Source organism: Mesorhizobium sp. M0862, assembly GCF_040319795.1.
In the GTDB taxonomy this organism is placed as follows: Bacteria; Pseudomonadota; Alphaproteobacteria; order Rhizobiales; family Rhizobiaceae; genus Mesorhizobium.
On the sequence record NZ_JAMYOJ010000005.1, the window covers coordinates 205,944 to 218,008 of the forward strand.

At 63.9% G+C, this 12,065-nt stretch carries 13 protein-coding genes; 4 read left to right on the forward strand and 9 right to left on the reverse strand.

What is annotated here, in order from left to right:
- Nucleotides 1-183: 183 nt before the first annotated feature.
- Entirely contained in the window at nucleotides 184-1,881 is a 1,698-nt protein-coding gene (locus tag NKI15_RS10020; protein WP_352886061.1) for a LysM peptidoglycan-binding domain-containing protein, read from the reverse strand.
- Nucleotides 1,882-2,006: 125 nt separating this feature from the next.
- Between NKI15_RS10020 and NKI15_RS10025 the strand changes: the two genes are divergently transcribed.
- From NKI15_RS10025 to NKI15_RS10040, 4 genes are all read left to right on the forward strand, one after another.
- Complete coding sequence (locus NKI15_RS10025; protein ID WP_023673582.1) at nucleotides 2,007-2,618, forward strand: LOG family protein; 612 nt, start codon at nucleotides 2,007-2,009, stop codon at nucleotides 2,616-2,618.
- Nucleotides 2,605-2,880, forward strand: coding sequence for a hypothetical protein (locus tag NKI15_RS10030; protein WP_023727585.1), 276 nt, complete (start codon nucleotides 2,605-2,607; stop codon nucleotides 2,878-2,880). Before NKI15_RS10025 ends, NKI15_RS10030 begins: the two co-directional genes overlap by 14 nt.
- A gap of 121 nt (nucleotides 2,881-3,001) precedes the next feature.
- Nucleotides 3,002-4,306 carry a sulfotransferase family protein gene (locus tag NKI15_RS10035; protein WP_352886063.1) on the forward strand — a complete coding sequence of 435 codons (1,305 nt, stop codon included), beginning with the start codon at nucleotides 3,002-3,004 and terminating at the stop codon, nucleotides 4,304-4,306.
- Between the two features lie 158 nt (nucleotides 4,307-4,464).
- Nucleotides 4,465-5,457 carry a transporter gene (locus NKI15_RS10040; protein ID WP_352886064.1) on the forward strand — a complete coding sequence of 331 codons (993 nt, stop codon included), beginning with the start codon at nucleotides 4,465-4,467 and terminating at the stop codon, nucleotides 5,455-5,457.
- A gap of 66 nt (nucleotides 5,458-5,523) precedes the next feature.
- Here NKI15_RS10040 and NKI15_RS10045 read toward each other — a convergent pair whose 3' ends face one another.
- The 8 genes from NKI15_RS10045 to NKI15_RS10080 form a co-directional block, all read right to left on the reverse strand.
- Nucleotides 5,524-6,210, reverse strand: a complete 687-nt coding sequence (locus NKI15_RS10045) for a glutathione S-transferase family protein (RefSeq protein ID WP_023673578.1) — start codon at nucleotides 6,208-6,210, stop codon at nucleotides 5,524-5,526.
- Nucleotides 6,211-6,221: 11 nt separating this feature from the next.
- Nucleotides 6,222-7,151 carry an EamA family transporter RarD gene (gene rarD, locus NKI15_RS10050; protein ID WP_023824155.1) on the reverse strand — a complete coding sequence of 310 codons (930 nt, stop codon included), beginning with the start codon at nucleotides 7,149-7,151 and terminating at the stop codon, nucleotides 6,222-6,224.
- A gap of 138 nt (nucleotides 7,152-7,289) precedes the next feature.
- Nucleotides 7,290-8,906, reverse strand: coding sequence for a citramalate synthase (cimA, locus tag NKI15_RS10055; RefSeq protein WP_023709768.1), 1,617 nt, complete (start codon nucleotides 8,904-8,906; stop codon nucleotides 7,290-7,292).
- Between the two features lie 187 nt (nucleotides 8,907-9,093).
- The gene (gene pip / locus NKI15_RS10060; protein WP_023824156.1) at nucleotides 9,094-10,050 is read right to left on the reverse strand and encodes a prolyl aminopeptidase; all 957 of its coding nucleotides are present in this window, start codon (nucleotides 10,048-10,050) and stop codon (nucleotides 9,094-9,096) included.
- 8 nt (nucleotides 10,051-10,058) lie between these two features.
- Nucleotides 10,059-10,535, reverse strand: a complete 477-nt coding sequence (locus tag NKI15_RS10065) for a GFA family protein (protein ID WP_023684470.1) — start codon at nucleotides 10,533-10,535, stop codon at nucleotides 10,059-10,061.
- Entirely contained in the window at nucleotides 10,532-11,038 is a 507-nt protein-coding gene (locus NKI15_RS10070) for a GFA family protein (RefSeq protein WP_023705379.1), read from the reverse strand. Before NKI15_RS10070 ends, NKI15_RS10065 begins: the two co-directional genes overlap by 4 nt.
- 22 nt (nucleotides 11,039-11,060) lie before the next feature.
- The gene (locus tag NKI15_RS10075) at nucleotides 11,061-11,447 is read right to left on the reverse strand and encodes a VOC family protein (protein WP_023684472.1); all 387 of its coding nucleotides are present in this window, start codon (nucleotides 11,445-11,447) and stop codon (nucleotides 11,061-11,063) included.
- Nucleotides 11,444-11,848, reverse strand: a complete 405-nt coding sequence (locus tag NKI15_RS10080; RefSeq protein ID WP_023684473.1) for an endonuclease domain-containing protein — start codon at nucleotides 11,846-11,848, stop codon at nucleotides 11,444-11,446. Before NKI15_RS10080 ends, NKI15_RS10075 begins: the two co-directional genes overlap by 4 nt.
- Nucleotides 11,849-12,065 lie beyond the last annotated feature (217 nt).

Below are 12,065 nucleotides of genomic sequence, written 5' to 3' on the forward strand. Positions count from 1 at the left end.
TGGGTAGAGCGACCTAATCTCCCCCCTCGAGAGGGAGATGTCGCCGAAGGCGACAGAGGGGGTCGGTACGTCCTGACGCAACGTCGTTTGCAGCAAAGAGAAGGTCGGCGTTCTATGCGCGGCGACCCCCTCTGGCCTGCCGGCAATCTCCCCCACTTGGGGGGAGATTAGCCAATCGCCAAACTACTGCGTCTTCGTCTGCGCCGTCGTCGCTTGCTCGCCCATCGCCTTGAGGTCGGCGGCTTCGCCTTCCTTGGACTTTTCCGGAACCTTGAACACCTGCCCCGGCCAGATGCGGTCGGGATCGCTGATCTGGTCCTGGTTGGCGAGATAGATGGTCGAGAAGCGCACGCCGTGACCGTAGACGCGCCGCGAGATCCGCCACAGCGTGTCGTGCCTGCGGATGATGACCGCGCCGTCGGCATGTTCGAGCTTTGGCGCCACCGTCTCGGGCACGTCGGGCGTTGCCGCCGCGACGACGGCTGAAGCCTCAGCGGCGGGCGCTGCCGGTGACGCAGGTGCCTCGGCAACCGCCGGGGCAGCCGGAGCCGGGGCTTCAGCCGCCGGTGCGGCTGGTGCGGATGCGGCAGCAGCCGGTGCGGGCTTCGCAGGGGCAGCCGCGACAATGGCTGGCGCCGCAGGCTTCGGAGCGGCCGGTGCTTCGGCAGCAGCCGGTGCGGCCGGCTCAGCAAGCTTTGCTTCGGCGGGCTTGGTCTCGGCGGGCTTGGCCTCCGCGGGCGCCACGGCGGCGATCGCCTCGCCGGGTTCGCGCTCGAACGGCACGGCGGCACGCGCTACCACCTTCACGCCGTCCGCATCGAGACCGTCGACATGGATGGTGTAGTTGCCGACCGGGATATCGCGCGTCGCCTCGACCAGGAAATGACCGTCGGGCGAGGTCACCGCATCACCAAGCAGGATATCGTTGGCATAGGCGCGCACCTTGCGGCCGGCGTCAGCCAGACCGGCAACGAAAATTTTGTCGCCGTCGATCTCGACCGCTTCGACGACGATCTTGGGTTCAGCCACGGCGGCAGCCGGCGGCGTTGCCGGTGCCGCCGGTGCCGGCACCGGTGTTGCCGGAGCGGCGGCGGCTTCCACAGCCGGAGCTGCAGGCGCGGTTTCAGCGGGAGCGGCGGGTGCGGTCGCGGCAGGTGCATCGGCGGCCGGGGCAGCAGCCTGATCGCCGGCGCCCGGCGCCGCGGGCTTGGTCTCAGGCGCCGGGACGCTAAGCAGCTCGGCCGGCTTGCCGGGTTCCTCGACCATCGCCAGCACCTGGCCGGCGGCGTCCTTGGGAACCGAAACGACGGCGGTCTGCACGGAAGGGGTAACCACATCGCCGGCCGTCGCGCGCAACGCAATCGTATAGTCGCCGGGCTTCAGCGGATCATCGAGAACGATGACGAAGGCGCCGTCCGGACCGGCGACAGTCGAGCCAAGCACCGAGGAGCCGTTGAGGATCTCGATCTTCGAATTGGGCGCAGCATTGCCGGCAACGACGATCGAGCCGTTGCTTTCGACGCGCACGACGTCGAAGCTCGGCGCAACCGGGCCGGCCGCGGCCGGTGCTGGGGTTGCTGGGGCAGCAACGGGCGCGGCAGGTGCCGCCGGAGCCGCAGCTTCGGTCGCGGGAGCCGTTGCGTCGGCAGGCGCGGGTGCTGCGGGAGCCTTGGCATCGGTGGGCGCGGCGGGCGCCGGCGGCAGCCTTCCCTCGGTCCCCGGATCGGCCGGCTTTTCAGCCGGCGGCGTCAGCGATGCAATCGCCGCAGGCGGCGTGGGATTCAGATACGGGTCGAGTGCGCCCGATACATAGGCGGTTCCGACGACCGCGACGGTCCCACCGGCCGCGAACAGAAACGCCTTCAATGGATTAACAGCCATATTTCCCCTACCCCTTAGCCACCTGAAGCCGGTCTAGCGTGTTTTGCCGGCACCGACAAGAAAAAGCCCGGGCTTGTCAGCCCTTGGGGCTTGACCCCGCATTCAGACCCAATCACCAATCACGAATGAACACGATTCGATCCGTCTGCGTCTATTGCGGCTCGTCTCCGGGCCGCGATGAAATCTATGCCAAGGCCGGGCACCTGCTTGGCCGCTCGCTCGCCAAAGCCGGCCTGCGGCTGGTCTATGGCGGCGGCACCAAAGGCATTATGGGCGCAGTCGCCGAAGGCGCGCTCAAGGCCGGCGGCAAGGTAACGGGCATCATTCCGCGCTTCCTCATCAACAAGGAGGCGACCGAAACCGCGCTTGACCGGCTCGACGAGTTGCTGATCACCGACAACATGCACGAGCGCAAGCACAAGATGTTCGAGAAATCCGACGCCTTTGTGGCGCTGCCCGGCGGCATCGGCACGGTCGAGGAAATCGTCGAGATCATGACCTGGGGCCAGCTCGGCCATCACCGCAAGCCGATCGTCTTCGCCAACGTTCAAGGATTCTGGGATCCGATGCTGGCGCTGCTCGACCATATGGCCAGCGAAGGCTTCATCCACACCGCGCAACGGGTCAAGCCGCTGGTGGTCGAAGACCCCGAGGCCATCGTCGCCGCCATCATGGTGGCGGGGTCGTCGGTCGATGCGCCGACGGAAGGCGTGCAGTCTGTAATTGACAAGATGTGAGGACGAAGCCGGCCTTGGCGCAGGCGGCCAGGAATTGAGCCCGGTTGGTGTCGTCGGCCTGGCGCACCAACTGCGCCGCGTCGTGCTGGCGCTCAAGGCTGCCGGCTACGAAACACTGGGCAACACCTGGATCGGCGACAGCAACAAGGCCAGCCTGGCCCAGAAGCAGAAGTCCAATGCGAAGCCACTGATCGACTGCATCTGCTTGGCAAGGATCTGTAGCGTTGGGGCAGCTGACTTCGATCTGTCCAGCTTTTCTTGAGCTCCGTCTTGTGCGCAATGTAAGCACGTTGGCGACGATTTCCATTTGCAGCCCGCTTCGCAGTTGGTTAACGGAGAACATTGGGCGGGAACGGAAATTTGGAGAGCGAGACAAAGGGGAGATGAATCCGCGCGAGCGATTGAAGGCCGCGAAGGGCGAGATCGCGTCGGAACCAAGGACGGCGATCCTGGTCCTCGGAATGCACCGCAGCGGCACCTCGGCGCTCGGCGCCCTCGTCGCCGCGCATGGAGCCACGCCGCCGAAACATCTGCTGCCCGGGAGCCTCCACAATCCCAAGGGACATTGGGAAAGTACCCCACTCACCATCGCCGACGACCACCTGCTCACGGCGGCCGCCTCCTCCTGGCAAGATTGGCTGCCGCTAGATCGGCAGTGGCTGCAGTCGCCGGCAGCCGAGCGATTTCGGCCCATGATGACGGCGATCATTGCCAGCGAGTTCGGCGATGCCCCCCTGTTTTTCGTCAAGGATCCGCGGATCTGCCGGTTCCTCCCCTTCATAGCCTCGATCCTGGCCGATCTCAGGATTGACCCGATCGCATTTCTGCCTGTCCGCAACCCGCTCGAAGTCGCCTGTTCGCTGCAGGAACGGGATCAAATGGAACTGCCGACAGCGTTCATGCTGTGGCTCAGGCACGTGCTCGAAGCGGAGCATCATTCGCGACACATGCCGCGCTGTATCCTGCGCCACGAAGACCTGTTGAGCGACTGGCGACATCAGATGGACCGCGCGGCCAGGGAGACCGGAATCGTCTGGCCTGTCACGTCCGATCAGGCCGACACCGCAATCGCCGAGTTCCTGGACAAGGACCTGCATCATCAGCGGGCCTCGGTCGCTGATCTGCAAAACCATCCGGATGACACGCCATTAGTCCGCAGCGCCTATGCCATTTTGCGCAGTATGGCGTCTGAAGGCGACAGCCAGGACTTGCGCGACCAGCTCGACAGGGTGCGGGCGACGTTCGATGAGAGCTGCGATGTGGTTGGCAAGGCCGTTGCCGCAGGGAACCTGGCCGCTAAACGGCTACACGGCGAACTGGAAAAGGGCATCGTCGAGCGTGACGCCCTCGCTGACGCCCAACAGGCCCTCATCCGAGACCGAGACAGCTTCATGGCGGAGCGTGACGCGCTTGCTCACGCCCAGCAGGACCTCATCCAAGCCCGAGACAGCTTCATGGCGGAGCGTGATGCGCTTGCTCACGCCCAGCAGGACCTCATCCAAGCCCGAGACAGCTTCATGGCGGAGCGTGACGCGCTCGCCCTGGCCCAAGACGGCCTCGTAGCCGAGCGTAGCGCGCTGGCCAGGATCCGAGACGACCTGGTGGCGGAGCGCGATGCGGCGCTTGCGTCACGCGGCTGGCGATTGACCGGACCGTTGCGATGGGTGAGCTCCATTCGTCGGCGATAGCAGCAAACACTCTAAACGCTGCTCGACAAACTGTGATCGCCTGTCAAGAAACCGTCACACGGAACCCGCCTCACTCGTGTTACGAAGGACGGGTCGGCATCCGCGCGTCGGCATAGTCGAAATCTGAACCTGGTCGAAATTTCTTGGCGAGGCGAGCCGTGAACATTGCTCTCAACACGGAAGGCCTGTCGCCTTGCCTGCCCGACGAGCACGGGCTGTTCTTCATCTACCATTTCACCGCCGAGGGCCTGCGCACCAAGGACGCGGCCGAGGTTGCATGGACATGGCGCAGCTACCAGCTGTCCGACCTGCGCGCCCGTCATGAGATCGCCGCCGAGCAGGCTCTGCCCGGGCCGGTTCGCGAAGCTTTCCTCGGCGCCAGCCAGGGTTGCCACATCGATCTCGAGGATGCCTGGCTTTATGGCGACCTGCCGGATCTGCGCCACGACTATTCGGCGGAAACGCGCGGGCTCGGCCATTTCCGTTTTGCGCTCAACGATAACACGCTGATCGGCGCGCGCAAGCAGCCACTGGAATCGGTCGATCTCATCCGCAAGGCGGTGGAGAGCGGCTCGCGCAAATTCCGCTCCCCCGCCGACCTGGTCGAAGCGGTCATGGGCCAGTCGCTCGACGGCATGGCGGCCGAGCTCCACGGTCTTGGCGATACGCTGGACGGCATCGAGGACCGTATCGTGCGCGATGCCTGGCACGGCGAGCGGCAGTCGCTGGTCGAGGCGCGCCGTCAACTGGTGGTCATCCACCGGCAGATGGCGACGCTCACAAACCTTTTTCGCCATCTCGACCATTCGCATCGCAATGAGCTGCCCGATCGGATCAATGACATGGCGACAAGGCTCTCGCACCGGGCACACACGCTCTATCACGACGGCGAGCAGTTGCAGGCACGCGCAAGGTTGCTGCAGGACGAGTTGATGGCCAAGCTGACAATGCAGTCCAACCAGCTGCTCTATGTGCTGTCGGTGATGACGGCGGTGCTGTTGCCGATGACCATCATATCAGGCCTGTTCGGCATGAATGTCGGTGGCCTGCCCATGGTCAATACGCCGATGGGCTTCTGGGTGGTCTCGGCGGTTTCGATCGTGATCGCCGCGGCGACCTACATGTTCGTAAGGCGGCTCGGGCGGACGTAACGCCCCGATCCCTTTGTTTTCACGCAATTCCCAAGGGAACGCGGCGCGCTTTTCCTGGAATGCCCATCACGCCGTAGCGCGAAGATCCTCGACGATGGTGCCGGCGGCAGCGACCTCCGCCTCATGGTCCGGCTCCCGCCAGGTCTCGGCGAGACCCGCCGCATACCATTCCTGCATGGCCGGCAGGCCAAGCAATTGCGGGGGATAGGCTGCAGCTGCCCCTTCGAAAGACAGCCCATAGGATAGCACACGGAACGCCACCGGAGCAAAGAAGGCGTCGACGGCGGTAAAATGGCCGCCGGCAAGGAACGGCCCGCCGAACAGGGCAAGGCCATCGTTCCAGAGATCGCCCAAACGGAACAGATCCTGCTTCAGCGCGTCCGACATCGGCAACGGTTTCACCCGCAAGCCGCAATTCATCGGGCATGCGCCGCGCAAGGCCGTGAAACCAGAATGCATTTCGGCGGCGGCCGAGCGCGCCCAGGCTCGCGCCTTGGCCTCGGCAGGCCACACACCATGGTGGCGCTCGGCGAGATACTCGGCAATAGCCAGCGAATCCCAGACAGCCCAGCCGTCATCCACCAGGCAAGGCACGCGCCCGCTGGGCGAGAACGCCCGGTAAAGATCGAAACTGGGCCCGGTCGGAAACGGCGTCAATTGCTCCTCGAACGGAATGTCGAGGGTGCGCATCAGCACCCATGGCCGCAGCGACCATGACGAATAGTTCTTGTTGGCGATATGCAGCACGTACATCGAAAGGCTCCCTACTTCGGGGCCAACGCCACCGGGCTGATTTCACGGCCACGAAACATCGACCAGGAATACATCGCCAATGCCGCCCAGATCAGCGCGAAGGCAATTGCTTGCGTGGTGCCGAACGGCTCGTCGAAAATCAGCACGGCGATCAGGAACACCATGGTCGGTGCGATGTACTGCATGATGCCGATGGTGGAGAGGCGCAGAAGCTTGGCGCCGAAGGCGAACAGAAGCAGCGGCACCGAGGTGACTGGGCCGCAGCCGATGAGCAAAGCCATATCGGTGCCGTTGCTGGAGATGAAATGGTCCTGGCCGTTGACGACCAGGAAGACGATGTAGGCAAGCGCCGGCACCGACAGCAAAAGCACTTCGAGCAGAAAGCCCTGGCTCGGGCCGATCGGCAGCGTCTTGCGGAAGAACCCATAGGCAGCGAAGGAAAACGCCAGCGCCAACGACACCCAAGGCAATTTGCCGGCATCGACGGTCAGAACGGCAACTGCGACCGCCGCCAGCAACACGGCCGCGATCTGCAGCCGGTCGAGCTTCTCGCCGAGCAACAACGCGCCGACGACGATGCTAACTAATGGGTTGATGTAGTATCCGAGCGCGGTCTCGACGGTGCGGTCGACCGAGATCGCCCAGACATAGATGGCCCAGTTGACGGAGATCAGGGTCGCCGTCAGCGCCGCCATGGCGATGCTGCGCGGCGAGCGGATCGCCGCCTTGAAATCGGCTGTGCGGCCGGCCCAGACCAGCACTGCAGCAGCAATCGGCACCGACCAGACGATGCGGTGGGCGATCACCTCGATCAGCGGCAGATGCGCAACCGCCTTCATGTAGAAGGGCAACAGCCCCCATAGCAGATAAGCGCCGAGCGCGAGGAGAAAGCCGCTACGGGCTTTGGAGTCGGCGTCGGGCTGGATCGTGTTGCTGGCCATGGCAAACGCTATGGCCCAGTGGGCCATCCAAAACCATCGCAAAATTATGATGGATCAATGGACTTCCGCTGATGGTTCAAGGGGCGCCGCCAGTTCCTCGCCCCACTTCGAGGGGCGAGGAACCCAAGTCCTGCAAGCTTACTCCGCCGCCACCAATCCCGCCATGTCGCGGTTCTTCATCAGCTTGTAGACGATCGAATCCATCAGCGCCTGGAAGGAGGCGTCGATGATGTTTTCCGAGACGCCGACCGTCCACCAGCGGGCGCCGGTGCCGTCATGCGATTCGATCAGGACGCGGGTGATCGCCTCGGTGCCGCCATTGAGGATACGCACCTTGAAATCGGCGAGCTCCATGTCGGCGATCTCGCTCTGGAATTTGCCGAGGTCCTTGCGCAACGCGATGTCGAGCGCGTTGACCGGGCCGTGGCCTTCGGCCACCGACATCTTCTCCTCGCCCTCGACCATCACCTTGACGATGGCTTCGGAGACCGTCTTCAACTGGCCGTTGGCATCGAAGCGGCGCTCGACCATGCAGCGGAACGAAGTGACGTTGAAGAACTCCGGCAGGCCGTGCAGCATTTTGCGCGCCAACAGCTCGAAGGAGGCATCGGCGCCCTCATAGGCGTAGCCCTCGGCCTCGCGCTCCTTGACCACCGAGATCAGCGCATCGAGACGATGGTCGTCTCTGGGCACATCGATGCCGCGCCGCTTCAGCTCGGCGAGGAAATTGGCCTTGCCGCCCTGGTCCGAAACCATAACGCGGCGGCGGTTGCCTACCGCCTCGGGCGGCACATGTTCATAGGTCGCCGGCTCCTTGGCCAGTGCGGAGGCATGGATGCCGGCCTTGGTGGCGAAGGCCGAGGCGCCGACATAGGGCGCCTGCGCTTCCGGAGCGCGGTTCAGCAATTCGTCGAAGGCGCGGGAAAGCCGGGATATCCCGGTCAGCGCCTCGGCCGAGATGCCGGTTTCAAACCGATCGGCGAAGGCCGGCTTCAGCGCCAGCGTCGGTACGATCGAGACCAGATTGGCGTTGCCGCAGCGCTCGCCGATGCCGTTCAGCGTGCCTTGGATCTGGCGCACGCCGGCCTCGACGGCGGCGAGCGAATTGGCCACCGCCTGGCCGGTGTCGTCATGGGCATGGATGCCGAGATGGCCGCCCGGAATACCTGAAACAATGACCTTGTCGACGATGGCGCGCACTTCCGAGGGCTGCGTGCCGCCATTGGTGTCGCACAACACCACCCAGCGCGCGCCGGCTTCATAGGCAGTCCTGGCGCAGGCCAGTGCGTAGTCCGGATTGGCCTTGAAGCCGTCGAAGAAATGCTCGCAATCGACCATCGCTTCCTTGCCCGCGGCGATTGCTGCTTCGACCGAAGCCTTGATGGAGTCGAGGTTTTCCTCATTGGTGCAGCCGAGCGCGACGCGGACATGATAGTCCCAGCTCTTGGCGACGAAGCAGATGGCGTCGGACTTGGACTGCACGAGCGCTGCCAGGCCCGGGTCGTTGGATGCCGACACGCCTGCCCGCTTGGTCATGCCGAAGGCGACGAACTTTGCCTTCGCCGTGCGCTTCTGCTGGAAGAAGGCGGTGTCGGTCGGATTGGCGCCGGGATAGCCGCCTTCGACATAGTCCATGCCGAACTCATCGAGCAGCTTGGCAATCGCGATCTTGTCCTCGACGGAAAAGTCGATGCCCGGCGTCTGCTGGCCATCGCGGAGGGTTGTGTCGAAGAGATAGAGGCGTTGTTTGGTCATTGTTCTGTTGGCGCGCGAGCACCCCCCTCTGGCCTGCCGGCCATCTCCCCCTCAAGGGGGAAGATCGGCAGCTTTAGCGTCGGATCGTTTCCTGCAGCGATGAAGATTTGCGAAAGCGCCGATGACAGCCAATCTCCCCCCTTGAGGGGGAGATGTCCGGCAGGACAGAGGGGGGTGCCACGCGCTGTCATTTCCTCGCAAACCCATCCGTCGCGCGTATCAGCCGATCCAGAATCCCCGGCTCCGAATAGGAATGGCCGGCGCCTTCAATGAGGTGGAAATCCGCCTTCGGCCAGGCCTTGTGCAGGGCCCAGGCATAGCGCGCCGGGCACGGCATGTCGTAGCGGCCGTGGACGATTGTGCCGGGAATATCCGCGAGCTTATGGGCATCGCGCAGAAGCTGCCCCTCCTCCAGCCAGCCGGCGTGGACGAAATAGTGGTTCTCGATGCGGGCAAAGGCGATGGCGAAGTGGTCCTCGCCGAACTTGTCGCTGGTCTCCGGCTCCGGTAGCAGCGTGATCGTCTCACCTTCCCACAGGCTCCAGGCAAGGGCGGCTTCCAGCTGCGCCTTGCCATCGGCGCCGACCAACCGCCTGCGGTAAGCGGCCATCATGTCGCCGCGCTCGGCTTCAGGAATTGGCGCCAGGAAACGCTCCCATTTGTCGGGGAACATCTCGGAGACGCCGAACTGATAGTACCATTCGAGCTCGGCGCGGGTCAGCGTGTAGATGCCGCGCACGACAAGCTCGCTGACGCGATTAGGATGCGTCTCGGCATAGGCCAGCGCCAGCGTCGAGCCCCACGAGCCGCCGAACACCAGCCATTTTTCGAAGCCGCACATCTCACGCAGCCGCTCGATGTCGGCAACCAGGTGCCAGGTGGTGTTGGCCTCGAGCGAGGCGTTGGGTGTCGATTTCCCGCAGCCGCGCTGGTCGAACAGGATGACGTCGTAAAGCTTCGGGTCGAACAATTGCCGATGTTTTGGCGAGAAGCCGCCGCCAGGACCGCCATGCAGGAACACGGCCGGCTTGGCGCCCCTGGTGCCGGAGCGCTCCCAATAGATATGATGGCCGTCGCCGACATCGAGCATGCCGGACTCGAAGGCCTCGATCTCGGGATAAAGAGTACGAAGTTCACTGTTCATTTCATTGCTCATATCTTCAGGCCGTGCGCGGGCCAGTCCGTGGTTTCGTGGTCGGGATGCTGGAACGAGATGATCTGCTCCTGGCGGGAGTAGAAATCCGGATCCTGATGCACGGGCTGGTCAAAGATCGTTTCCACCCAAGGCAATCGGACCGCGTAGTTGACCTGGATTTGCGGCGCCAGATCGGAGCGGTCGTCGAAGGCGCCGATGGCGATCTCCAGTGCGCCAGGTTGGCGATAGGTCAGCGGTGTACCGCAGCGGGCACAGAAGCCGCGATCGATGTTGACCGACGACTGGAAGTAGGTCGGCTCCTCGCGCACCCATTCGACGCCATCCTTGGGCACTGTCACCAGGGCGCCGAAAAACGACCCGAACTGTTTCTGGCACATGCGGCAATGGCAGATGGACGCCCGGCCGAGCTTGCCCTTGATGCGGAAACGCACGGCGCCGCACTGGCAGCCGCCGGTTCGAACTTCATCCGTCATGATTTTCCCTCTGGCGGCCGGTGTTCGGTGTCCCATTGGTCGGTGTCATGGTCGGGATGCTGGTAGGAGACGAGCTCGGCGAGATAAGGCGCCGACGACATGTCGGCCATAGTGTCCTCGGCCGGCAATTGCGGGATGGTATCGACATAGGGAAGTTTTGCCTCCGTGCCCCACTGGATCAGCGGCACGATATCAGCCGGATTGTCGAAGGCGCCAATGGCGAGGCCGATGCCGTCGGGCGCGGTAAAGGTCAGCGGCGTGCCGCAATTGGCGCAAAAGCCACGATCGACATGGCTGGACGAGGCGAAATATTTCGGTTCGCCGCGCGTCCAGTCGAGTTTGGCGCCACGCACCGAGACCAGGGGCGCGTAAAATGAGCCGAACGCCTTCTGGCACATGCGGCAATGGCAGATCGAGGCGTCACCCAGCGCACCCTCGACGCGAAAGCGCACCGCGCCGCACTGGCAGCCGCCGGTGTAGATCGGCCGGTTGTCGAGGCTCATGGCGTTTCACTCCGTTTCATAGTCATTCGGGCGCATGGCAGACGGCCTCGACATTGTTGCCGTCGGGATCCAAGACGAAGGCGCCGTAATAGTCCGGGTGATAATGCGGGCGCAGCCCCGGCCCGCCATTGTCCTTGCCGCCGGCGGCGAGCGCCGCGGCATGGAAGGCGTCGACCTCGGCGCGGCTGCGCGCGGTGAAGGCGACGTGCTGATGGGTCCTCGGCTTGTCATCGCTGGCCTGCAGCCAGAACACCGGCCGGTCGCGGCCATAACCGCCGACCTTGGCGCCGCCGGTATATTCCAGTGGCACCATGTAGATCAGCGAGGCGCCAAGCGGCGCCATCGCCTGGTCATAAAAGGCTTTCGACGCGCCGAAATCGGCGACATTGATGCCGAGATGGTCGATCATGAAACAAGTTCCTCCCTTGCTGGCGCCGGCACGTCGGCGCCGGCCAAGCCGGCCTCGATCACGATGTGCTGGCAGACATTGTCGATATCGCGGATGACGTCGTCGTTCCAGAAGCGCAGGATGGTCCAGCCACTGGCACTCAATTGAGCGCTGCGTGCCTTGTCGCGTTCTGCATCTTCTACGTCGGCATGCTGACTGCCATCAACCTCGACTACGAGGTGGTGGGCCGAACAGGCGAAGTCGACAATGTAGGGCCTAATCGGTACCTGTCGGCGAAAGCTCATCCCCATCAGCCGGTGAGCCCGCAACTCATTCCACAGTTTCAGCTCGGCATCGGTCATGACGCGACGCATGGACTTTGCATTCTTGCGCTGACGCGATGGAACGAGGTCGTGACCCATGCTCAGGCCACTCCGCGCTGGCGATTAGCGAAAACCGAGGCGAGGGCTGATCTCCCCCCTTGCGGGGGAGATGTCCGGCAGGACAGAGGGGAGTGCTGTCCCGCCAGCGTCTCAACCGGCAGCCATTGCGTTCTCAGAAAGTGACCGAAATGAAAGTGGGCAAGAAGGAACGCTGGCGTTCCTTCACACCCCCCTCTGTCCTGCCGGACATCTCCCC